Here is a 24,104-nt window from a genome sequence, read left to right as displayed (position 1 = left end):
TTGCAACCCCTTTTCCTTATTTTACACTTATTATATCATGATTATATTCAAAATACATCTGGAACTTGTGCTAATTTTAACCTACTAACCAGAAAAAAAGTTGGTAACAAAATTAATCTAATATCTGATTAATTTTGCCCCAACCTCTACTCCTCAATTTCCATAGCATCCTGTTTGTTATGCCCTGTATAAATCTTTTCTATCTTTGTACAATCTACTTGTACTTTAATTTTTGGTACTACTTTTACAAAGTAAAAGTTATCTTCATCTTCAAATTGTACTGTTTCACTTCTAGAATAATCTAGAGACTTAGACATAAATTGAATAATACTTGCTATGACTACACTTAGTATGGACATAACAACCATTAATAATACATTGACCTGTACATTTAAAAATAGAATCGCTATAACAAAGCCTAACATATTCATTGCACCACCAATAACAATAGCCATGTACGGTGCATAATCTATCATTTGCCTTTTTACAATAAATACAATACAAAATACAACGAGTAATATACTCATTGTTGCTAACATAGTTGGATTCTGAACAACTTGTGTTCCTATTATATTTAAGCTATCTAAACATAATTTCAAACTATCTTCTGCTTTTAAAGCTACTTGTACAATAGGTTCTATACATTGAATAGAAAAAACACTTAAAATGCCTATTAATATTGCAACAACAACTTGAAATCCACCGAATAACCCTGCAATAATCGGCACTGCATAATGTAAATTCAATCTAAATGCTAAGATTGTCAATATAATTACTAAACTTTCTCTAGGATAAAGCCTTATATAAAATATGTACAAACATAGGCAAATCAATCCCATTCCTAGCCCTATAAATAAATTAAAGCTTAATAAATGAATAGTAATAATAAACATGGCACCAATCATTATGTATTGTATAGGTAGCACTGCACCTATACAAGCTATTACCCCTATCATATATCCCCTAGTTAAAAGAGGTGCATAGCCAATGGTACTATTAATTTCTATAAGCATATAAATTACAGTAATGAACTTTGCCATGGCAATAAAAATCTTTTCATACATCTTATAAAACTGTATTGCCCGCTCTCTAAACATCAAAAGGCTTTCATTTGGCTTCATTTCTTTCATCCCCTTTATCCCTACTTTTTTCAAGTTCTTCTAGTGCCTTCAAATTCTTCTTATAGCTATTGATTCTACTTTGTGCCAAATTATATTTCTTTTGATAAATTTGACTTGAAATTACACTATAAGCCAGTATGATAGCAATCATACTCCCCCCATATGGTATGATATACTGTCCTACTACTTCTTCAAGATTGGTTGGCAAGGTTCCCCCTATTTGTAGCTTTGCAAAAATGTAAAGGAACATGATTATACCGGTCATTATAAACACCAGTAATCTTGTTTTAAAATTATTAACGTATATATAGTCTTCTGAAAAGTAACTTGTTATCTTTTTATCCTTATTTAACGATTGCTTTTCCTCTATAGCTAACTTCGACATTAAAATAATTTTATTCTTATCCATGTCCCCCATCACATCCTTTACTCTTGTTCTAACGCATTAGAATGATACTTGCCTGCACCATTCCATAAAAGCCACTCACTACCTAATGCATCATAAGTTGCTTTTATTTGATCTTGCACTTGTTCATCTCCATATTCTTGATAACTACTTAACCACGATGCTGTGAAATCTTGCAACCAAGGCCTTACTTCTGCCATTCTCTCATTTCTTGGTATTTCACTTATAATCATATTAGAGTATTGCATAACTTCTAATATAAGGTCATACGGTTGTAAGTCTGGATGTGCTATTCCAAATGAGCCCTCTCCATAGTGTGAAGGATAAATCATCGGACAAATATAATCTAGATGCTTAATAAGTTCTCTGTAATCTTGTCCTACTATTTCTGCATCAATTTTACTTGTAATAATTGTTCCAAATACATCTGCTGAGACATTTACACCATAAGGATGTAACGCTTCTGTCATATATGCAACAAATTCCGTTATAATCTCTGTTTTACTTTTATCTGTTGGAAAGTTTAAATCTTTTCCTTCCATAGATTCATGGAAACGAATGTAATCAAATTGTATTTCTTTAAATCCTAAGTTAATCGCTTCTTTACTTATTTCTAAAAGGTACTCCCAGTTTCTTTTATCATAAGGATTTAACCAACTTTCACCTTTGCTTGTTTGATAAACACTACTATCTGCTGTCTGCACTGCTTGATCTGGATTTACCTTGGTATAGACGTTATCCTTAAAAGCTACAATACGTGCAATTGGGTAAATATTATTAGCGTAAAGCTTATCTATGACTTCATCCATATTGGGAATAGCCGGCTTTTCTTTAACTGCACTCTGTAACTTTGGATTGTCAGTACTAAAAGTTAAGTATCCATTATCATTTTTAATATCTATAATCATACCATTTACTTCTGTCTCATTTGCTAGTTTTATGAGTTCATCAAGTCGTGCCATATTTGTCGCTGGTAAATATACCCCCTTAATTGGTGGCTTTGCTGTATGTACCTCATACTTAGTATCCACTTGTTCTAAGAAGAAAGGCTCCATAGCTTGCTTACTACTTTGTATCCCCATACTAAAAAGTGCTGCTACATCTTGTAGCTTTAATTTATTTGTAAAGATTAAGGTGGCAGCTACTCCTATTAATAGTATAGAAGCAGTAATAAAATTTCTAACTATCACTTTGTTGCGTTTGTACCTATAATAGCTTCCATAAAGTTTAATCTTATTTTTTCTCACCCTGTACGACACTCCTTTTTTCTTCCTTTTATTATAACATAGAATGTTTTTCCTGACGATTATTGTTTTTCTACACAATTCTAAATATTATTTGTGAATTATTGCCAATTTCTTCAAGTTTTAAGCAAAAAAGGAGCAAAAAGAGGCTGTTCTACAACAACCTCTTCTTTTAAACATTTATTTTATTTTCAAACTGTAAGTTCCATACCATCGTATGAAATTATAAATCCGTGTGGTATGGCTTTTTCTTCTAACGCTTCATGACAAAGTCCACCATTATGAGAAAAATGCGTTAGTATAAATGTTGTCTGCTGTGTTGCACTTCCCATTTCTAATAATCTTTCTTTAATTTCTACACAGCTTTCTAAACCTAAATGACCATATCCACCTTTATGACGTGTACCATGTGTACAGTCTAAACTTATCACATCTAACTTGATATTTTTAAGATACTCAAATGTTTCTTCTGGGAATATACCTGTATCATTTCCATATAAAAGTACTTTTCCTTCTTCTTCAATTAGATAAATCAATGACTGCTCATCTGTTTGATGTTGAGCGAGAAGTGGTGTAACCTTTAACTTTCCAGCCTCATAAGTTTCAAACGGTGTCACTCTATGATAATCAATAAAGTTTTGGTTACCTCCAAACTCTACTTGTACTACTTGGTCTAAATATGCTTCAACCTTATCATTTCCATATACATGTACTGTAGATCCTTTATTGGCTTCATCAAAGTGTGCATAGTTCCCTTCACATCTTGCAACTAAATCCCAAGGATTGAAATGATCTGAGTGTGAATGGGTAATCACAAAATATCTAATCGCTGCTAGATTAAGGTTATATTTAAGTTTATGCAAATAAGCATCTGGTGAAAAGTCCATTAATGTATCTTCATTAATAAGCATACTTGTTCTTGTACGAATATTTTTCCCACCTTCTCTTTCAGCTTGTTTACAAGCTTCGCATTCACAAAAAAGTCCTGGAAATCCTTCATAGGCTGCTGTCCCTAAATATTTAAGTTTCATTATTAGTCTCCTTTTATTCTATCACTCTAAGTGTTAAGATCTTTTCTTATTTTTATTTCCTAAATCTATTTATCATCATTTTAAACTTTAGATAAGTGGACTTACCATTAATGTTTAAATTTTTGCCACATAGGTCTTGCCACTATACAACTTATAATTCCTAATAAGCATATACCTACTAAAACCATACTTGTCACTTGCCATCCATATCCTTCTACAAGTGCACCTAAGCCATAACCGCATAGTCCACTCCCTAGGTAGGTTACACAATTGGTTAATCCTGCCACTAAAGCTGTCTTATTATACTTTGCAAAATAGGTTGGTAGCACACTTACAAGTATGGTGTTAATCCCTAGCATACAAGAAGTGACCACTGCAAATAATAAAACACTCACATAGATATTTGCCCTACCATATACTACAAGCAATGCTAAGCTTATTACACTTACCCCATAAAATATAGCTGTTGTCTTCAAATCATCTCCAGAATTTTTTTCATTAATATATTTAATAAGATAAATACCTGTTAAATTGACAAGTGGTAATAGTGCTGTTAAAAATACAGAAAAATAAGCATGTGTCCCAAATGTATCTGTAATATATTGAGGTACCCAAGTCATAATCCCATCTTTTAAGAATCCCATAATCAAAATAGCAATAAAGATAACCACTAACCCAGATTTAAATAGAACTTTCTTAAACTGCTTCTCTTCAGTTTCTATTATTTCTTTTCTATTGTTAACTATTTGTTTTTCACTATCAATTACTTGAGCTTTATCTATTACCTTTACACAGTGTTTTTCAACTTGCTTTATAGTCATATGCCATATAAGCGCTGCAATAAATAGCAAGCCTGATGTAAATAAGAAAATATTTCTCCAGCTTGATATTTTAAGAAGACTTGAACACATTAAATAGGTAAAACAAGTTCCTAACGCTACAGATGTTTGAATATTAAAGCAGCATTTATGTAAGTAGTCTTCATCCATATACTGTGTATAAAGCTTTACGATAGGTGGCCAAATCAAAGATAAACTTAATCCATTAAGTGACCAAATCAGTAGTAGTTGCCAATAGCTATTAGAAGTAAACATACCAATATTACATATACCACATCCAATTAATCCAACTAAAACTAACCTTCTAGACGAAAAATGATCCCCTATTAAGCCACTTAGTAATTGTCCTATCCCATAACTTATAAACAAAGCTGTAACTACTGTGCCTAATTGAATCGTTGTATAGCCCTCAGTTTGTCCAATTTCAATCATTGATGCTGCATAATTCAATCTGCCTATATATGAAATAAAATACACAAGCCAACTTACTTTAAAAAGTTTTTTTACTAAATCTTGTTGCACGACCTCCACTCTCCTTCAAGCCTATTCTAAAGCTTTCTAAAGAAAATGAAAGTGATGATACTCATATTGATTTTTTTCACTATTAGCTTTAAAATAATGAAAAATAATTCAATTTTTATGAACATATTTGGGGGAATTTATGCTAAATACAAGACAAGAACAATTACTAAATTTATTAAAGCAAAAGAAAACAATTGCTATTCCTCATCTTGCTGACCTACTCTCATATAGTGCTTCTACCATTCGTCGTGACCTTATTTTATTAGAAGAAATGGGGTTAGTAAAAAGAGATAAAGGAAATGTAAGTATTATCGTTACAACCACTAAAGAAAAACACTTTAAATTACGTAACCAAGAAAATATTTCTATCAAACAAACCCTAGCCCAACTTGCTACTGATTTTATCACCGATGGTAGTTCCATGTTTTTAGATTCTAGTTCAACAGTCCTACAGCTTTGTCCCTTACTCAATAACTATAAAAATATTACCGTTGTTACCAATGGTATCGAAGTTGCTCATAGTTTAATCGAACACACTGCTTGTGAAGTTTTTGTTGTTGGTGGGTATGCTCGTGAAGGTTCTAGTGGCATTGTTGGCGAGTCTGCCCTTGAGTATATTAAGCAATTCAACCTAGACCTTTGTATTATGTCTTGTGCAGGTGTAGATCATAAAGGCTTTACTGATCCAAGTATGCAACAAGCCTGTACAAAAAAACAAATGTGTGAACAATCAAGACTTACGCTTATACTCTGTGATCATACTAAATTCCTCAATAATTATAAGTTTAACTTAGCTTCTTTTAATCAAGTGGACTATTTATTAACCGATCAAGAACCTAGCTCTTCTATTTTTGAAGCTGCACGCCAAAATAATTGTGAAATCCTTTGGCCTCATTAAAATTCTATAGATACAACAAAGAGCGCCACACATTATGTGACGCTCTTTGCTTATGCAAATAAATTAATCATATTAAATGTAGCTTGAGCTGAATAATACATATTCATAAACTGAGCATTACTCGCCATTTTACGAATTCCAGCATAATATGTTTCTTCATCCATTACATTCTGTAGCTTGTTACTAGACTCTGCTAAAAGAGATTGAGAGGATGTATTAATCCCTCTCATTGCGAAATCTTCCGTTTTCTTTGCTAATGTAGATAATGTATCTTTTACTCTATCTGGACTAGCAGTTAAACTCTCTTTAAATTTAGTCTCATCTATAGCTAATTTACCATCACTTCCAACGCCAATCCCTATATTCTCTAAAGATTTTTCATAGGTCTTACCTATAGAAGTTAATGAGTCATGCAAACGATTAAGAGTTTTATTCTTTCCTTTATTCTTTTCTAGAAAATCAACAGATTCATTAAATTTATCTACAAATTCTTTTGTATTTTTTTCAATTTTATCTGCGGATTCATTACCTTTTTGATTTTGCAACTTAGTAGCGGCACCATATAAAGTACTCATTTCATTACTAAAGTTTTTAATAAAACTTAAATCCTTTGCTGGTAATTGATTATTATAGTAACTTTGCGAAATACTATAACGTTCTTGTGTTGTAGATTGTGCCTGTACAGACCTTGCGGCTACTTGCTGTGTCTGTGCTATAGCTTGATATCCACTCTGAAGCCCTATATTTTGTATCATAAGGTTCTCCTTTCTTAATAGTGTCTATAAGTTATTTCGGCATCAATATACTTTAGTTCAAGTTATTAGATTAATTTTTTATGAGTGAACTTTTTAGTACCTGAAGCGTAATCACCAACGATATGGCCATGACCCATTAATTTATATTTATAAATTAATAAACCTTCAATACCTACTGGTCCTCTTGCATGGATCTTAGAGGTACTTACACCAACCTCTGCTCCAAATCCATATCTAAATCCATCACTAAAACGTGTCGATACATTACAAAATACATTACCTGAATCTACAAGCATCATAAATTTCTTAACAGCTTCTTCGTCTGTAGAAATAATACAATCTGTATGTCCAGACCCATAAGTATTGATATGAGTAATCGCTTCTTCTAAGCTACTTACAATTTTGATAGATAAAATGTAATCTAAGTATTCTGTTTTCCAATCTTCATCTGTAGCTTCTTCACACTCAATAATTGCTCTTGTTCTTTCACAACCTTTGATTGTTGCACCTTTGCCTTCTAAAGACGCTTTAAGATGAGGTAAAAATTCACTTGCTACTGCTTCATGTACAAGTAATGTTTCAAGTGCATTACATACAGATACATATTGTGTTTTTGAATCTGTTACAACTTTTACTGCTAACTCTAAATCAGCAGCTTTATCTACGTAACTATGACAAATTCCATCTGCATGTCCCATTACAGGAATATCTGAGTTCTTCATAATATATTGTACGAATTCATTTGATCCTCTTGGAATAAGAAGGTCAATATAATTATGCATTTTAAGAATTTCACTTACTTCTTCACGTGTTTCCATAAGGGTAATCCAACCTTGTGGCATACCTGCTTCTTCTGAAGCTTTTTTAATAATTTCAAATAAAATTTTATTTGTTTCTTTCGCTTCACTACCACCTTTAAGAAGTACACTGTTACCGCTCTTTAAGCATAAGCTTGAAATTTGAACAAGTGCATCTGGTCTAGACTCAAAAATAACACCTATAACACCAATTGGGCAAGAAATACGTGTAAGGATTAATCCTTCATCTAATTCTGTTTGCATTTGTACTTTCCCAACTGGTTCTTCCATATGCACTAAACTTTCAATACCATCTAATACATCTTGTAATTTGCCTTCATCAAAACGTAATCTTTTAAGCACTGGCATAGCAATATTTTGTGCTTCACTTACTTCTATATCCTTTTGATTGGCTGCAAAGATTGCTTCTTTATTGGCCTTTAATGCTTCTTGAACGGCAACTAATGCCTTTCTTTTTGCATCGCCATCTATTGCTTGTAGCATAATAGAGGCTTCACGTGCCTTACTTGCTGATTCATATATATTCATCGTCCTAACACCTTACCTTTTCCGAGTATGATTTAATGCTATTCTACACATCCTAAATGTGAAGGTCAATGTTTTTTACATTTTTTGCAAGGACGCTTATTGAGATGATGAGAAACAAAAAAGCTCCCACCTATCTAGGTTTACTTCGCCCTAGGGTATGGAGCTTTTTATTCTATATCTTACTTAAGCGTTTACTAATCTATGACCTTTGGGTGATTTTTCAATACGTATATGCATTGCATTTCTTAAATACTCCATGCTACGTACTTGATTAATGTGTCTTAAGCTATCTGTTTTTGCTACTCTCTCAATCATTGGAAGAATAGCTTGTTTTTCTTCTTTGGTGATTTTGTTTGTTTTGCAGTGTGCATTAACAAACTTTAATGTCTCAACAATTTGATCTACTGTTATCTTACTTGGGTCAACAAGTGTATAAGTAAAGTCTTTACGACGTTTCCCTTCTGGGTAAGCTTGTTTGAAGAACTCCATAAAAGGATCTGACTTTTGAGTAATCTCCGTTGGGCGATATTTAATAAGTGTCTTGTTAAGCTCAGTCTTTAAATAAACAATAGTATTAGGCTTTACATTTGCACTCATTACTTCAATGGCATCATAAATTTCTTTATAAAGTTTTTCTACTTCTTCTACAGCTAAACCTGCTTTTGCTTGTTTTCTTGTATCATCTATAGCCTCAAGTACTGCCTTTTTTGTTGTAAGAGGCTTCTTTTCCATTTGTTCCATGTGCTTCCTCCATTTATCATGCTGTATCTTCTATTATATACATAAAACGTTCTTTTTATCAAATTCTATCCTACCGTAGATGAAATTTGCAAAATACTAATATTGGAATTTACAAGATCTATTGTATCTAATCCTATGTTTTGAACAGTAATTGTTACTGTTTTTCCTGCTTTTACTTTTACAAAATAGCTGACCCAACCACTATTATAATGTGTTTTATCTTGTGTATTTTGTGAAACAATTCTTGCATCAGTAATAAATTTATCTACTACCAAAGCAAATATAAGACCTTGCCCTACTATATTATCTACTCCATCTACAGCTAAATCAACTTTATAAATTCCTTCAGCAGATAAAACTATTTCAGGTGTATCATTAGTATGAGTGATACTTGTTCCACTCCCACTAATTAGATTTCCGTAATTAATACTTCCATTGGGTGCTACTGAAGAAGTCGTACCTGTAGACCTATAAGTAGCACAGTTTGTAAGTTGAATTGTACCTCTTGGACCTTGTGGACCTGTGGCTCCTTGTGGGCCTGTGGCTCCTTGTGGGCCTGTGGCTCCTTGTGGACCTGTGATTCCTTGTGGACCTATGGGACCTTGTGGGCCTATAGGTCCTTCTATACATTTAGGGCAACAGCAATAACATTCTTCATAGCAATAATTATTTTGCTGACAATACCTTCTCATATCTACTCCTCCTTTTATGTTTATACTCCATTCTATGTTTTTTGCTGTTTTAATGATAAAAAATAATCTCTTAAACTGTTTTTTTATCATTAAAGCATGTTTTTTATATTTTGGTGCATTCTAATTACTAACTGAATGACAGACTAGAAGGAGGACATTTATGTCTCAAGATGCAAAAAAACAACTTACACTCCTATCTCTTGTACTGATGATTTTTACATCTGTATATGGATTTGCTAATATGCCAAGAGCCTTTTACTTAATGGGTTATGGTGCGATTCCTTGGTATTTAGCCGGTGCGATCTTCTTCTTCCTACCTTATGCTTTTATGATGGCTGAGTATGGTGCAGCCTATAAACATGAAAAAGGTGGAATCTATTCTTGGATGGCAAGTGCTGTAAATCCAAAATTTGCTTTTGTCGGAACTTTCATGTGGTATGCTTCTTATCTTGTGTGGCAAGTAAACGTTTCTACTACTATATGGGTTCCTCTATCAAACGCTATATTTGGTAGGGATATGACTCAAAGTATGAATTTCTTTGGAATGAGTGCAACGAAATGGCTAGGAATCCTTGGTGCCATTTGGATTTTATTTGTTACTTTTATCTCAACACGTGGACTAGATAAAATCAAAAAAATTACCTCTGTAGGTGGTTTTGCCGTAATGCTTTTAAATGTTATTTTACTTATTGGAGGACTTATTGTACTGGCTCTTCATGGTGGACGATTTGCCCAACCTATTACTGATGGCTTAAAAACATTTACTGTATCTCCAAACCCAGCTTATCAATCTCCATTATCTATTATTTCTTTCTTGACTTATGCTATTTTCGCATATGGTGGTATTGAAGCTGTCGGTGGTCTTGTTGACCAAACTAAAAATGCTGAAAAAACTTTTCCTCTAGGTGTAACCATTTCTGCTATTGTTATTTCTGTTGGATACTCTCTAGGTATCTTTATTATGGGTATCTTCATTAACTGGGGTAATATACTTTCTCTTCCTTCAGTTAATACAGCAAATGTAACTTATATTGTTATGGAAAACCTAGGTTACACTTTAGCAAATGGCTTTGGATTATCTGAAGCTGCTAGCTTAACAGTTGGTGCTTGGGTAGCTCGTCTTGTAGGACTTTCTATGTTTCTTGCCTTAACTGGTGCGTTCTTTACTTTAATCTACTCACCACTTAAACAATTAATAGAAGGTACACCTAAAGAACTTTGGCCAGGCCGTATTGCAGAAACAAAAGATGGTATGCCCGCATATGCTATGAAAATACAAGCTACTGTTGTCGCTATTCTTATCTTGCTTATTTCCTTTGGTGGTGACAATGCATCTGCATTATTTAATAAGCTCGTTACAATGACCAATGTAGCAATGACTATTCCTTATATGTTCTTAGCGATTGCCTTCCCATTCTTTAAGAAAAAAGATAACATTGTTAAACCTTTTACTATTTATAAAGGTTATGGTGTTGCTCTTGTAGCGTCTATCATCGTTACAATTACTGTTGGTTTTGCAAATATCTTTTCTATTATTGAACCTGGACTTGCAAAAGGATATTGGATAGATACACTCTTTGCCGGTGGTGGACCAGTACTTTTCGCTATTGTTGCCTTATGGCTTTACTATAGCTATGAAATGAAACAACGTAACTAACACTTGTCACATTTTGTCAAGTAAGCTATCATAATAGGAGAATCTAATTTTTTCGAGGTCCTAGTTATGAAGAAAAAAGCGAAACCTATTTGTCAGTTACACACAATTTTAGATGAACCTATTGCAGAATTAAGTCTTGAAAAATTAATTGGTAATCAAGAATCTATCAATACAGATAGTATTACGATTAACAAAGATATTTTACAAGCTCCTACCTCACTCGCCGAGATTTGTGCTACATTAGAAGCACTTGACGATGAAAACTCTATGGAAAACTTTATTGATAAATTTAGTAGTGCAACCTTTACTTCTTTAGATGAACTTTTAGCAAAACATACAACTCAACCTTATGAGTTTCAAGTAAAGGCTGCAACAAGTGAAAAGCTCTTCCAAGGTCTAGAAGGACTTTTTGATGAATAAATAAAAATACCTTAGTAAAGTGTGTCATACATCTTTACTAAGGTATTTTTATTTATTCATTACGTAAGGATTTTAGCCTTTCAATTTCTCGCTTATGGATATCAATACTTTCTCCACTTGTTTTCTCATAATCTTCTTTTAAGCACTGTACAATACGTTCCCTATCTTTAATAGCTGCTTCATAATCTCCCATTCTCTCATGCATCTGCGCCAGAGAGTGCAACCCATCTGTAATACGTGGAGATTCTTGTATATTAAAACACGTTTCATAATCATTTAACGCTTCTTGAATCATGCCTATCTTCTTATAGCGATCTGCTCTTGAGCAGTAAGCCTGCCATGTATTAGGATGTTCTTCTACTGCTGCATTCCACAGTTCTTTTGCTTTTTCTAAGTCACCTTTGCCATATGCCACATCTCCGATATACATATTGGCTTGATAATTATTTTTTACCTTTCTTATCTGTTCAATATAAGGTACAGCTTCTTCATAACGTTCATCATCCAATAAGTTTTCAATGATTGCATAAAGTCCAAGAAAGCTATTTGGATTCTTCTCTAAAAAGGTTTTGAAATACTCAATTACCGTAAAATGATTATCATACCATTCATCACCACAAACACCTCTGTTTGCTTCTAAATAGGCACACCATCCACTTTTATTACTTGGCTCTAAATCTAGTACTTTTTTTGCATATTCAGATGCTAATTCGTGATCACTGTGTGCTCTATGATTATAAAGACAGGCTAGATTTTCATATGCTCTTACATTGTTTGGCTCTTGTTTGAGCACCCCTTCTAAAAAACGAACTGCATGATCAAAGGTCTCTGTTTTTATCCTTCTCTCATTCCAATACATATTTTCAATACGCTCAAATTCAGTTTCATTAGGTAATTGAAATAATTCATCTATAGTAATACCAAAATAAGTTGCTAACTTAGGTAATAGAGCAATATCTGGTACACTCATTTCAGTTTCCCACTTTGAAACTGCCTGAGGCGATACACCTAAGTAATTTGCTAGCTCTTCTTGCTTTACATTTTTCTGTAATCTTAAGGATTTGATTTGCTTACCTATATTCATTACGCCCCTCCACATTCAACCTTTAGTAGTTTTTGATTTGATGTATCAGCTGATAATGCTATTATAAGGATTATTTTCTAAGGCTTCAATGGAGGCATATTTGATTGTAATCTACCCTTAGTTGAATAAAAAAGGCTTTTAAGTCATTCTACTTAATAACTTAAAAGCCTTTTTACTATGCTATACTATAGCTATATTTAATTAAACTACAAGGGGGATCTATATGCTAAGCAATGACTATAGTTTATTTTTTATACTATGTGGTATTCCTATCTTATTTTCTCTATTTGCTTCTGATAAAACAATCTTATTCATCTTAAACAGTAGATTTCACAGAGATTACCCACATAAAAATATAAAGAAGTACTCTTTATTTAAACGTATAGAACTTTGCTGTATATCTCTGATTTTAGAGATTGCTGTAGCCCTTCTTATGACATATCCTAACTTCGATATTAATTACTATGCTTTAGTTATTATCTTCTTTATAGCTATAGAATGGCTTTTAGAAGTTAAACTCTTTGGTCCTAATTAATACTATAGGCCATTAGGATAGCATCTTCTGTTGGTTTCGTATAATAATTCTTTCTTCTACCGATATCTGTAAAACCTGTTCCTGTATAGAGATTGATAGCAGGTGTATTACTTGCACGTACTTCTAGTATAAGTACTTCTAAGTTTTTTTCTTTACCATATGCAATCAGTCCATCTACAAGCTGCTTCCCTATACCTTTTCTTCTGCCACTTGGGCGTACTGCAATATTGGTAATCTGTCCTTCACCTACTACATCCCACAGACCTGCATAGCCTAGTACTTGTCCCTCTTCTTCTGCAATAAGATAATAAGCTACTGGATTTTCAAGCTCTTTGGTTATGGATTCTAGAGACCATGGTACGCTAAAAGAGTCTACTTCTATAGCATAAATTGCTTCAATATCCTCTTTTGACGCTTTTCTAATGACCACTTTGTTCTCTCTCCTCTAGCTCTCTTTCTGCTTGGCTCTTTCTAAGATAGATTGGTACAAATTCATCTGCATCTACCATTTCACCTTTTTCAAAAGCTTCACAAGCTAGCTGAGCAAGTACACTTGCTCTTTGCATGTGTAAGAAACTTGGTGCAAACTGGGCTGCGTCTCCCATTACATCTGTAATCTTACCTTTAAGCACATCTACACCATCACCTAAGAAGATGGTCTGTCTTCCTGCAAGTTTCTCTAATAACTCATCGATTTCAACAGCTAAATGGTCACCTTCACGCTCTAGTGTTCCATTTTTCCATTGGTAAATCCCAGTATAAACTTGATTTCTTCTGGCATCCATAATTGGGCAAATCACTTCACTTGCAAATGAAATATTGTGTGCCATAACATCTAATGTAGGTATCCCAATAATAGGTACACCAATAGCAAGTGCCATAGCTTTTGCTGTTGCTACACCAATACGGATGCCTGTAAATGACCCTGGCCCACTTGTTACTGCTACTGCATCTATCTCATTCATTTCAAAACCAATTAAGCCTTTAAGATGTTCAAGCATTGGCATAATGGTTTGAGAGTGTGTAAGCTTATGGCAAATATAGTATTCACCTACTAATTTATAATCACTAATATATGCTACACTTCCTGATAAACCTGAAGCATCTATCGCTAATATATTCATGTATTCACCTACTTCATTGTAATTTTTCTATAATCAAAACCTTGTTCTAAGTCTTTCTCTATTGTAATCCATTTTGCTGTATCTGGGATAGCATCTGGTACATTGTTTGCCCATTCTACTAAGCATACACCTTCTCCAAAGAAATAATCTTCGTATCCAATCATCTCTAACTCATCTGGATCTTCAATACGATACATATCAAAATGATATAATGGCATTTCGCCTTCATATTCTTGTACAATTGTAAATGTTGGGCTTGTAATATGTTCTGTAATCCCAAGTCCAGTTGCAAAACCTTTTGAAAAAACAGTTTTACCCACACCTAAATCCCCAATGAGGCAATAAATATCCCCTTTCTTGGCATTCTTGGCGATTTCATAACCTCTATTAAAAGTTTCTTCTTCTGATAAACTAATCCATTCCATAGGGGTTTCCTTTCTTTATGTCATTAAGCATTATTTTAATACTGTTTGCTATAACTTTCAACTCTTTACGCCCTTTTATGTATTCAAAGTATAACTGAATGACATTTATTTTATGCATATTTTAAAAACTACGGCACATACTAAGTTTACATCAACAACATACAATTTTGCTTTCACTTATTCCTCTCCCTTAACCTCATAGACAAAAAATGGCACTTAGCTTATTGCTAAGTGCCATTTTTATTTGCTTTGTTTTATAATTTATTAATTAGATTTTTTGAGTGATAAGTATCTAAGTGCTGGTTGCATTGCTTTAATAATAACAGCACTTACTATAGAAACAATCACACCTTTAATTAAGTTAAATGGGATAATTACAGTTAATACGAATGGTAATTTTTCAACTTCTAATCCGTATAATGGGATAAGAATGAAGTAGTTTGCAAATGCGCCTACGATTGCCATGGCAACTGTACCTAACCCTAAACCAATGATTATTGTCTTAAAGCTTTTGTCTTTTTTTAGCATAAATGCTAATGGTAATAAATAACCAAGACTTACTAATAAGTTAGCAAGTTCACCTACACCACCTGTGTAAGAGTTAAAGAACGCTAAAGCATTTTTAATAACTACTACACCAAGACCTACAAATGGCCCTACAACAATACTTCCTACAATAGCAGGTAACTCACTAAAGTCGATTTCTAAAAATGTTGGGAAAGCAGGTAATGGGAATTTAAAGACTCTCATTAAGATAAAAGCTATGGCACTTAGAAGTGCAACTTTGATAAGCACTTGTGTGTTAAATGATTTTTTTTGCATAAAGCATCCTCCTGAATATAAAAAAGCAACCCATTCATTCTTAGGGTTGCCGTTTTTTGTATAATCATTGCATACTTTATGAAATATTTCTATATAAGAAATAATACTCTCTATTAGATATGCTTACATGCAACTCTTCTACCATCCAGACTTTACTGTCGGTTTTGGAATTTCACCAAATCAATACATTACTTCTAATGTAGTCGCGGACTGTCACCGCCGGTCGGGAATTTCACCCTGCCCTGAAGAATTAAGTTAGCTTCTTTATTTAATTTTATGAGCTTATTATACCCCCCTATACTACAAATTGCAAGTATAAGGCTTATACTTCTTTTAAATTTTAATCTTATATATTTTTCTCATAATAATTATTCTTTTATTTCTTTTTCCTAGTTGATTAACCTTTTTATTAAGTCATATACTATAACTAGAGTACATTTATCAGGTTTCTATTTAATAACTAGGAGGATTTTAATGATGAAAGAAAAGCTTATTTGCCCAGATTGTAATCAAAAAGAAGTAGAAGAAGTTAATGCTTGTGGTGCAAGCAATTATTTTTGTAATCACTGCAAAAAACTGATCTCATCTAGCCGTGTTAAAGAAAAAAATAATCTTGAAGAACGTAAATAACATAAAAGGAGCTGCTACATTATAATGTGACAGCTCCTTTTTCTATCTATCTAATTATCTAATGGCTTTTCTTTCTTGGTGAGATTATAAGATTTACTACAAGTAATACACCTACCAAACTAATTCCCATAAGGATATAAGTTGCAACTTGCCAGCTTGCCTGTTCTGCAGTTCCTAATATTACAGGGCCACAAGCAAATACACCTATATAATAAAACAGATTCATAATCGCAATGGTATAACCGCTCAAACTTGCTTTCTTAGCCATTGTAGGTGCAATACAAAATAACGCTGTTATGGTAAATCCTCCAAATATAGCTACTAAAAGGGTATGTAAAATATAAGTTGATGGTCCTAAGATAGTCGCCATATAGCTTGTTCCTATTAACCCTATAAAACCTAATAATGCAGTCAGTAATGGCTTCCCTGTTTTGTCCACAATAATTCCACATAAGATACAACATGGTATACCAAATAGCCCATTAAGTCCTGCATAGAAATTGGCTGTTCCAGCATCTAATCCATAGAATCCCATAAAAAGTTGAGGATAAGTCGTAACAAATGTGAATAATACAAATGCTACACATCCTCTTGCAAGTGCTGCACTCCACAGTCTACTATTTTTCATTGCTTCTACTAATGAAGACTTTTCTTGCTTGTTGTCTTCATATTCTTCTTCTGGTACCTGGATAAAGCCCCAAACGAGTATAAAGCAAATGACACTCATTCCTGCTGTAATGAACCATAAACTTTTTAAACCTAAGCTATTTGTAATACTTAAGCCTACATTCATCATTACAAATGATCCAAGCGCTGCAAATGTATTAAACATTCCCAAGGCTGATCCTGCTTTTTCACCAAACCACGCTTTAATCATTGCAACCCCTACTAGGATGATCATTGCAAAAGCAATACCTTCTATAGCACGACTTATTAAAAGCACACTATAATGATTGGTTAATCCTCCTAATACATTCCCTACTAATAAAGATACCATTAATGATAATAATAACTTTTTAGGCCCTAACTTATTCATAATTGCCGCACTTGGTATTGCTAATATAATACCTGCAACCGTAAAGATAGACATCAACCATGATGCTTGTGATAGAGAGATATTCATATTGTCACTTATCATCCCCATAATCGGTGGTACCTTAAGCTGGCTAATGGCAACTGTTATCGCACAGAAAAACAGTATGCCAAACATACTCCACTTATTTTTCATTTGTTTCCTCCCAAGTCCTTTTTCTCTGTATAAATCCTTCCGTAGTTTATAATTTTTAAGCCTTTCATTGCAATAACCTATGTATATTATTTCTAATGTGGTTAAAACTCTATAAGATAAGGAGGTGTATACCAATGCGTATTCCAAAACATATAGCTGTTATCCCAGACGGCAATAGACGCTGGGCAAAATCCGCAGGTCTTGAGAAACATGAGGGCTATAACCACGGGTTAGACCCTGGACTTCTCTTTCTTAAACTCTGCAGAAAGTATGGAGTTGAAGAAGTTACTTACTATGGTTTTACAACTGATAATTGCAAACGTCCTAAAGCACAGGTTGAAGCTTTCTCTAAAGCTTGTGTTGAAGCAGTAAAACTTATTGAAGATGACAACGTCTCCCTACTTGTTGTAGGAAATACCGAGTCAGACTGCTTCCCACCAGAACTACTCCCCTATACTACACGTACCCATTCAGACAGTGGTGATATAAAAGCAAACTTCCTTGTCAATTATGGATGGGAATGGGATCTTGGGGCTATGCATACTGATACTAAGAATCGCAAAAGTATTTATGATTCTCTTCGTTCCAAAGATATTTCTCGTATTGATTTAGTTATCCGTCTCGGTGGTCGCTCTCGCCTTTCCGGCCTCTTACCAGTTCAATCGGTCTATGCAGATATCTTTTGTCTCGATGATATGTGGCCTGACTTTAATGAAGATCACTTTTTAGCAGCCCTTAACTGGTACAATGGACAAGATATCACACTAGGTGGATAAACAAATAGAGGAGCTTATCTAAGCTCCTCTTAATCTAACATTAACTATATAACAATTTTTTATTATGTCTTTTTACTATGCTACAATTTCTTCATTACTTGTAGCTTCTTTTCCTTTAAAGCCATACATCCAATTCCCTTTTAAGTAATAAACCAAGAAGAATAATGAGCTTAACGACCATGTTAATGGATATGCCCAGAATATTACTTGAATATCATTGATAAAGTGAGTAGCTACTGTTACATAGATAACCCTTATCACACACCAACATGTAAGCATAACAAGCATTGGTACAATAGACTTTCCAGCACCTCTTAAAATACCTGCAATACAATGTGAAAAGGCAAGTAAGAAGAAGAAAAGAGCAATAGTTCTTGCTTGTAATGTACCATAAGCAATAACTTCCGGATCTCTATTAAATAGGCTAATTAACTGCGGTGCTGCTATAAAGAAAAGTATACCGATGGTTTCTGCTAATAGCATAGATGTAAGAATTCCAAAACGTGTCCCTTTTTTAGCACGTTCATATTTTCCTGCTCCTAAGTTCTGTCCTATAAATACGGTCATAGACATAGCAAAGCTTGTAATTGGAATAAATACAAAACCCTCTATCTTAGAGTAAGAACCACACCCTGCTACTGCTACTGCATCAAAAGCATTTATATTAGACTGTACAACGATATTAGCTAGTGCAATAACTGAATTTTGCACACCAGATGGAATACCAAACTGTAAAATCTGTTTAAGCATATCCATATGTACAGCAAGCTTCTTAAAGCTTATTTGGTACACCTCATTGGTGCGCATTAAATGACGGAAAGCTAAAATTGCACTTACAGCTTGTGCAATAACAGTTGCTAAAGCTGCTCCGCCTATACCCATTTTGAAGACAACAACAAATAATAAGTCTAATACCACATTAGTAATAGAAGAAACAATAAGAAAATATAAAGGTCTCTTACTATCTCCTACTGCTTGGAATATCCCACTAGCAGCATTATACATTACAATAGTTATAATCCCAGCAAAATAAATACGTACATAGGTCACAGCATTTTCAAATACTGATGCTGGTGTCCCCATAAGTTTTAGAATTTGTGGTGCTAGGATAGATCCTATAATAGTAAGTCCAATTCCTGAAATTAAGGCAAAACAAACAGCTGTATGAATTGCTCTTTCTACATTCTTTTTATCGTCTGCCCCAAAATAGCGTGAAATTGCAACCCCTGCCCCTGAGAATACACCTCCAACTAATCCTACTAGTAAAAAAATCAATGAGCCCGTGGAGCTAATCGCAGCAAGAGACTCCTTCCCTAAAAAGTTTCCTACAATAAGTGAGTCCACAATATTGTATAACTGCTGAAATAAGTTTCCCAAAAAGATAGGAACTGCGAAGGTTATTATTTTTTTATAAATAGAACCTTCTGTCATTAACATTACATTTGACTGCATTTTTCAATCCCCCATGTAGTTTGCATGATCTTGTTTAGTTTAAGTTTTTATAAAAATTTTTACACTAATTACTAATTATAGATTATATATAATTTTTTACAAGAGTTACCTGTCCCTGTTTAGCTCTAAAAAAAGGCACTCCATGATTGAAGTACCTATCTTAAGCTATATTTTATTTTTTATTACATTATCCCTCTACTTCATCTAAACTTTCCATAATCTTAATATGTGGATATGCTTTAAAATCTTCTTTAGTTGTTGTCCCTGTTGTTACACCTGCAAATGCTACACCTGCATTTTGTCCAGCCTGTGCATCAATATAACTATCTCCCACATAAAGGATTTCACTACTGTTTGCTTGGAAATATTCAGCTGCTTTAAGAATACCCTCCGGGCTTGGTTTAGCTTCTTGTACATCTTCTCTTCCAATAATTAAATCTACTAAATGACTTACTTCATATACTTTTAAAGTATCTTCTATTCTATAACGATATTTAGTTGAAATAATTCCTACTTTATGCCCTGCTTCTTTTAAACGTCTAAGCATTGGAATTGTTTCTTTATAAAGTGTTGTATGAGCTGTCATTACTTCATCCGCTTTAACTATGTATTCCTTTTCGTACTGATTAAGTAAGTCTTCATCATCAGACTTCACTAATACTCTAAATCCGTCTTTAAGTGTCAAACCTATTGTACGTTTAATGGCATCATCTGTTATATCCTCAATACTATAGGTATTTAAAACATGTCTAAAGCACATCAAAATACCTTTCTCTGAGTCTGCTAAAGTATAATCAAAATCAAATAAATAAATGTTATACATGATTAATCTCCTTTTTATTTCTATATCTCTTTTAGCATATACCTGCTTTCTTATTTATACAATTCCCTTTGTATATTGAATTTCATTTCTTATATTAAAAAGATATGTCAAAAGAGTTATATTAACCTCTTTCATATTTTATTACATTCTTTTAACTTATGTTCATTGTATCATATCCCTTTATTTCCAAGATGGCTACTTATTGGGAACTTCTTTTTGCCTTCTTTAATATATTTATAATAATACACTAAGTAGGAGGTAAATAAGATGGAAATTAGTTTATGTATGATTGTTAAGAATGAAGAACATGTACTAGAAAGGTGTCTAAAACCTATGTCACATCTTGTTGATGAAATTATCTTAGTAGATACTGGTTCAAATGATCATACTAAAGAAATAGGCGAAAAATATAATGCTAAAATTTATGACTTTGACTGGTGTGATGATTTTGCCAAGGCGCGTAATTATTCTTTTGAAAAAGCAACTAAAGAATATATTATGTGGCTCGATGCGGATGATTATATTTTAGAATCTGATATAGAGAATTTAAAAATCTTAAAGGCTCATTTAGATCCCTCTTTTGATGTAGTAAATATGCCTTATTCATTAGTACGAGATGCGGACGGAAATACAATCATCTCTCTTCGTCGTAATAGAATTGTTAAACGAGAAAATGGCTATAAATGGATTGGAAAAGTACATGAATACTTAGCAGTATATGGCCATACTTATCACTCTGATATCTATGTGAGACACGATAAACCCCATCCACATACAGATCGCAACCTAAAAATTTTTCGAAAAATGCAGGAAAATGGTGAGATATTTTGTCCAAGAGACCTTTTCTATTTTGCAAATGAACTCTATTATAATCATCTAATCGATGAAGCAATTACCTATTATTTAGATTTTCTTGAAACCAATGCATGGATAGAAGATAAAAAGACAGCTACACTTAACTTAGCTCGTTGTTATGAGATTAATCATCAACTAAAAGATCAACTTGATATTCTTCTAAATTCATTAAAATGGGCTAAACCTACAGCTGAAATTTGTTGCTTAATCGCTGACAACTTTTTGGAAAATACTCAATATGAAACTGCTATCTTTTGGTATAAAACAGCTATGACTTGTATTCCATCAAAAGATGCTTTATCTTTACAGAATAAAGACTACTATACGTGGATACCTGCTATACAGTTGTGTGTATGCTACTCTCGCCTTAATGATTACTACACAGCATATTATTTTAATGAACTTTCTAGTCAAATAGGAGGAGATAAGAATAAAACCTCTTATAATAGAGAATACCTACTCAAAAAACTTGAAGAAAATAAAATTCCTATTCCAACCTTTAGCACTCAACTTCTTGACGCTCGCTTTATCATTTAGCTGCTGACGCACAAAAAGCTAACCTAAATCGCCCCTCCCTCTTATTAATCTGGGCAAATTTAAGTTAGCTTTTTGTGTGTCGTTTATAGATTTAAAATAAGCATTTAATGCTTGTTATAAGTATTCCTCTTAAGTGTAGCCTTATGACCTGCCTTATATAACCGTTTTTGATCAGGAACCTATAGGTGAAAGGGATGAATAGCATTTATCACTGCAAGGGTCTGATAAGAGACTCTATATCAAGGAGCATCTGCTACATTACTTATGATTTTTACTTATCTTATAAACATTGTAGGTCACTTAATCTATAAATCTACACAGTATTTCTCTTTTAAAATTATTATAACACTAAAATTTTACTCTTTTTTTCACTTTATCCCCACACGTTTCTCATTTCATATTATAATCATAGGTATAAGTTTTATCATTCTGTCTATTAATCGCAAAGGAGACTTACTTATGACTCATATTTTTGCAAGTACTAACCCAAATAAACTTCAACATGCCTCTATCGCTGCTTCACCTAGTATAATGGGAAATCTTCAAGGTTGTCGTATTCCTTCATTACTTTTAGCCAAACCAACATCTGCAAATAACCACTATACGCTCATTGCTGTTAGTGATATTGGTAATGATAGCGCTGATTGGGGAAAAGTTGAAATCGGTATGCGTAGAAGCTTCGATAATGGCCAAACTTGGACAACTCCAGTAGAAACCATTTTATCTCTTCCAGCTCATCATGCACCACAAGATTATCAAGATTGGCATTCTGCCTTCTATATTGATGCTGTTACAACCCAAGCAACAAATGGTGATATTGTTATGCTTGTAGATATGTATCCTGAATGTAAAGGGCTCCATGCTCCTGATTATTTGGAGCAAGGAAGAGGCTATATACGTATAGGCGATGTAGATTATCAATGTCTCTATACAGCTCATTCTTCTGATGCCTATACTATTCGTGAACAAGGTTGGGTCTACGATCCAGAAGGAAACCGCACACACTATTACGTACCACAGCACCATGATCCACAACATCATTATACAACTATGGGTGATCTTTACTATGCGCCTAATATAGATCATGCTGAATATCTTGATAGCTACCCACCTCTTGTGCCACAAAATCCAGTACATACTACTCATGCTCATTCAGATATCTATGTGGGTAATATTTATCTTAACTATGAAATGCCTACATATCATTTAGATGCTCCTGAATTTGTACAAAAACGTCATGTCGCTCCACCTGAATCATTATATGAAACTTATGAAACAGATCCAGCTCCATTACGTGTCCTAATTACTTCTTATCTTTGGGTTACTCGTAGTAAAGATCATGGTAAGACTTGGTGCCAACCTTATGACATTACACCTCAAGTTAAAGTAGAATCAGATCTCACCTTTTTAGGTACAGGTCCTGGTACCGGCCTTACATTGCAACATCAAAGAGATACAGCCAAGAATGGCCGTATCCTGATGCCAGCTTATGCACTAGGTAAAGCTACTGCACTCTATAGTGATGATCATGGTTATACTTGGAATCGTGCCAACACTAATGGGAATTTATATATGAATAATATAGACGAATGCCAATTCATCGAACTTCTAAATGGAGACATTATGTCTTTTGGTAGACAATCTTCTAAGGCTCCAACACCTGTTTCTATTAGTCATGATGGTGGTGAGACTTGGGGACCACAACACACTACTGACCTTATGTCTGTCTGCTGCCAGAAATCTATTATTACTTATCCAGTTAATACTTTTAAGTATCCTGAAGGTATGGATACTGACAAACAATATGTCATTTCTTCTCATCCAAGTGGTAATAGCAAAGATGATTCTTCTAGAACTCATGGCGTTATTTCTTTAGGTGAAGTTCAAGAAGATGGCAGTATCTCTTGGATCCGTGAACGCTTACTCCCTATAGATTCATCTCTTTATGAAAATGCAAAAGGATTTGAACATTTCTTTGCCTACTCTAGTTTAGCAGTTCTTGAAAACGGTCATATTGGTATTTTATTTGAGCCTCAACCTAATAATGTTATCGCTTATATGTCTTTTGAACTTAGTTGGTTATTCTAAATACATAATTCATAAAAGAGAGCAAGGTATAAATTATATACCTTGCTCTCTTT

The 24,104-nt window shown here is 33.6% G+C and carries 25 protein-coding genes and 1 riboswitch; of the genes, 8 read left to right on the top strand and 17 right to left on the bottom strand.

Translation table 11 applies throughout. The features are described from left to right. Positions 1-146 precede the first annotated feature (146 nt). The 5 genes from PBV87_RS00595 to PBV87_RS00575 form a co-directional block, all read right to left on the bottom strand. Positions 147-1,121 (bottom strand): hypothetical protein, encoded by a 975-nt coding sequence (locus PBV87_RS00595; protein ID WP_053984926.1) that lies wholly within the window; start codon positions 1,119-1,121, stop codon positions 147-149. Next, positions 1,108-1,530, bottom strand: coding sequence for a hypothetical protein (locus PBV87_RS00590; RefSeq protein WP_154668830.1), 423 nt, complete (start codon positions 1,528-1,530; stop codon positions 1,108-1,110). Before PBV87_RS00590 ends, PBV87_RS00595 begins: the two co-directional genes overlap by 14 nt. Before the next feature lie 17 nt (positions 1,531-1,547). Further along, the gene (locus tag PBV87_RS00585) at positions 1,548-2,774 is read right to left on the bottom strand and encodes a putative glycoside hydrolase (protein WP_053984928.1); all 1,227 of its coding nucleotides are present in this window, start codon (positions 2,772-2,774) and stop codon (positions 1,548-1,550) included. Between the two features lie 188 nt (positions 2,775-2,962). Beyond that, entirely contained in the window at positions 2,963-3,802 is an 840-nt protein-coding gene (locus tag PBV87_RS00580; RefSeq protein ID WP_053984929.1) for an MBL fold metallo-hydrolase, read from the bottom strand. Between the two features lie 107 nt (positions 3,803-3,909). Further along, positions 3,910-5,163 (bottom strand): MFS transporter, encoded by a 1,254-nt coding sequence (locus PBV87_RS00575; protein WP_271010762.1) that lies wholly within the window; start codon positions 5,161-5,163, stop codon positions 3,910-3,912. A 139-nt stretch (positions 5,164-5,302) separates the two neighbouring features. On the opposite strand from PBV87_RS00575, the gene PBV87_RS00570 reads away from it, so the two are divergent. Further along, the gene (locus PBV87_RS00570; protein WP_271010761.1) at positions 5,303-6,061 is read left to right on the top strand and encodes a DeoR/GlpR family DNA-binding transcription regulator; all 759 of its coding nucleotides are present in this window, start codon (positions 5,303-5,305) and stop codon (positions 6,059-6,061) included. A 50-nt stretch (positions 6,062-6,111) separates the two neighbouring features. Here the strand turns inward: PBV87_RS00570 and fliD are convergent, their stop codons facing one another. From fliD to PBV87_RS00550, 4 genes are all read right to left on the bottom strand, one after another. After that, positions 6,112-6,816, bottom strand: coding sequence for a flagellar filament capping protein FliD (gene fliD / locus PBV87_RS00565; protein WP_271010760.1), 705 nt, complete (start codon positions 6,814-6,816; stop codon positions 6,112-6,114). Positions 6,817-6,881: 65 nt separating this feature from the next. After that, a complete protein-coding gene (locus tag PBV87_RS00560) occupies positions 6,882-8,162 on the bottom strand; it encodes a glutamate-5-semialdehyde dehydrogenase (RefSeq protein WP_271010759.1) in 1,281 nt (426 codons plus the stop codon). A 183-nt stretch (positions 8,163-8,345) separates the two neighbouring features. After that, entirely contained in the window at positions 8,346-8,903 is a 558-nt protein-coding gene (locus PBV87_RS00555) for a hypothetical protein (RefSeq protein WP_271010758.1), read from the bottom strand. A 65-nt stretch (positions 8,904-8,968) separates the two neighbouring features. Then, entirely contained in the window at positions 8,969-9,595 is a 627-nt protein-coding gene (locus tag PBV87_RS00550) for a hypothetical protein (RefSeq protein ID WP_271010757.1), read from the bottom strand. A 160-nt stretch (positions 9,596-9,755) separates the two neighbouring features. Between PBV87_RS00550 and yjeM the strand changes: the two genes are divergently transcribed. Together yjeM and PBV87_RS00540 are read left to right on the top strand one after the other, a co-directional pair. After that, complete coding sequence (gene yjeM, locus PBV87_RS00545; RefSeq protein ID WP_271010756.1) at positions 9,756-11,252, top strand: glutamate/gamma-aminobutyrate family transporter YjeM; 1,497 nt, start codon at positions 9,756-9,758, stop codon at positions 11,250-11,252. 66 nt (positions 11,253-11,318) lie between these two features. Next, positions 11,319-11,672 carry a hypothetical protein gene (locus PBV87_RS00540; protein WP_271010755.1) on the top strand — a complete coding sequence of 118 codons (354 nt, stop codon included), beginning with the start codon at positions 11,319-11,321 and terminating at the stop codon, positions 11,670-11,672. A 52-nt stretch (positions 11,673-11,724) separates the two neighbouring features. On the opposite strand, the gene PBV87_RS00535 is transcribed toward PBV87_RS00540, so the two are convergent. Further along, a complete protein-coding gene (locus tag PBV87_RS00535) occupies positions 11,725-12,756 on the bottom strand; it encodes a helix-turn-helix domain-containing protein (RefSeq protein ID WP_271010754.1) in 1,032 nt (343 codons plus the stop codon). A gap of 223 nt (positions 12,757-12,979) precedes the next feature. On the opposite strand from PBV87_RS00535, the gene PBV87_RS00530 reads away from it, so the two are divergent. Continuing rightward, the gene (locus PBV87_RS00530) at positions 12,980-13,291 is read left to right on the top strand and encodes a hypothetical protein (protein ID WP_053984939.1); all 312 of its coding nucleotides are present in this window, start codon (positions 12,980-12,982) and stop codon (positions 13,289-13,291) included. On the opposite strand, the gene rimI is transcribed toward PBV87_RS00530, so the two are convergent. The 4 genes from rimI to PBV87_RS00510 all read right to left on the bottom strand — a co-directional run bounded on the left by rimI (position 13,284) and on the right by PBV87_RS00510 (position 15,662). Continuing rightward, the gene (gene rimI, locus PBV87_RS00525) at positions 13,284-13,721 is read right to left on the bottom strand and encodes a ribosomal protein S18-alanine N-acetyltransferase (protein ID WP_271010753.1); all 438 of its coding nucleotides are present in this window, start codon (positions 13,719-13,721) and stop codon (positions 13,284-13,286) included. The genes PBV87_RS00530 and rimI overlap by 8 nt on opposite strands. Further along, positions 13,711-14,415, bottom strand: a complete 705-nt coding sequence (gene tsaB, locus PBV87_RS00520; RefSeq protein ID WP_053984941.1) for a tRNA (adenosine(37)-N6)-threonylcarbamoyltransferase complex dimerization subunit type 1 TsaB — start codon at positions 14,413-14,415, stop codon at positions 13,711-13,713. The genes rimI and tsaB overlap by 11 nt, the downstream gene beginning before the upstream one ends. Positions 14,416-14,423: 8 nt before the next feature. Further along, positions 14,424-14,840: a tRNA (adenosine(37)-N6)-threonylcarbamoyltransferase complex ATPase subunit type 1 TsaE gene (tsaE, locus tag PBV87_RS00515; protein WP_053984942.1), complete on the bottom strand. Its 417-nt coding sequence runs from the start codon at positions 14,838-14,840 to the stop codon at positions 14,424-14,426. Between the two features lie 264 nt (positions 14,841-15,104). Next, entirely contained in the window at positions 15,105-15,662 is a 558-nt protein-coding gene (locus PBV87_RS00510) for an ECF transporter S component (protein WP_271010752.1), read from the bottom strand. Positions 15,663-15,791: 129 nt separating this feature from the next. Continuing rightward, positions 15,792-15,916: riboswitch (FMN riboswitch) on the bottom strand. Positions 15,917-16,136: 220 nt separating this feature from the next. Between PBV87_RS00510 and PBV87_RS00505 the strand changes: the two genes are divergently transcribed. Next, entirely contained in the window at positions 16,137-16,292 is a 156-nt protein-coding gene (locus tag PBV87_RS00505; protein ID WP_271010751.1) for a YfgJ family double zinc ribbon protein, read from the top strand. Between the two features lie 58 nt (positions 16,293-16,350). On the opposite strand, the gene PBV87_RS00500 is transcribed toward PBV87_RS00505, so the two are convergent. After that, the gene (locus tag PBV87_RS00500; protein ID WP_271010750.1) at positions 16,351-17,520 is read right to left on the bottom strand and encodes an MFS transporter; all 1,170 of its coding nucleotides are present in this window, start codon (positions 17,518-17,520) and stop codon (positions 16,351-16,353) included. A gap of 134 nt (positions 17,521-17,654) precedes the next feature. On the opposite strand from PBV87_RS00500, the gene uppS reads away from it, so the two are divergent. Next, positions 17,655-18,296, top strand: coding sequence for a polyprenyl diphosphate synthase (uppS, locus tag PBV87_RS00495; protein WP_271010749.1), 642 nt, complete (start codon positions 17,655-17,657; stop codon positions 18,294-18,296). A 75-nt stretch (positions 18,297-18,371) separates the two neighbouring features. On the opposite strand, the gene PBV87_RS00490 is transcribed toward uppS, so the two are convergent. Next, positions 18,372-19,748 carry an MATE family efflux transporter gene (locus tag PBV87_RS00490; protein ID WP_271010748.1) on the bottom strand — a complete coding sequence of 459 codons (1,377 nt, stop codon included), beginning with the start codon at positions 19,746-19,748 and terminating at the stop codon, positions 18,372-18,374. Positions 19,749-19,935: 187 nt separating this feature from the next. Continuing rightward, positions 19,936-20,571: an HAD family hydrolase gene (locus PBV87_RS00485; protein WP_271010747.1), complete on the bottom strand. Its 636-nt coding sequence runs from the start codon at positions 20,569-20,571 to the stop codon at positions 19,936-19,938. A gap of 267 nt (positions 20,572-20,838) precedes the next feature. On the opposite strand from PBV87_RS00485, the gene PBV87_RS00480 reads away from it, so the two are divergent. After that, entirely contained in the window at positions 20,839-21,963 is a 1,125-nt protein-coding gene (locus PBV87_RS00480) for a tetratricopeptide repeat-containing glycosyltransferase family 2 protein (protein WP_271010746.1), read from the top strand. Between the two features lie 459 nt (positions 21,964-22,422). Next, positions 22,423-24,051 (top strand): sialidase family protein, encoded by a 1,629-nt coding sequence (locus tag PBV87_RS00475; protein ID WP_271010745.1) that lies wholly within the window; start codon positions 22,423-22,425, stop codon positions 24,049-24,051. Positions 24,052-24,104: the final 53 nt, after the last annotated feature.

Source organism: Holtiella tumoricola (assembly GCF_027857615.1).
Lineage (GTDB): Bacteria > Bacillota > Clostridia > Lachnospirales > Cellulosilyticaceae > Holtiella > Holtiella tumoricola.
This window is presented reverse-complemented; position numbering and strand designations above follow the sequence as displayed.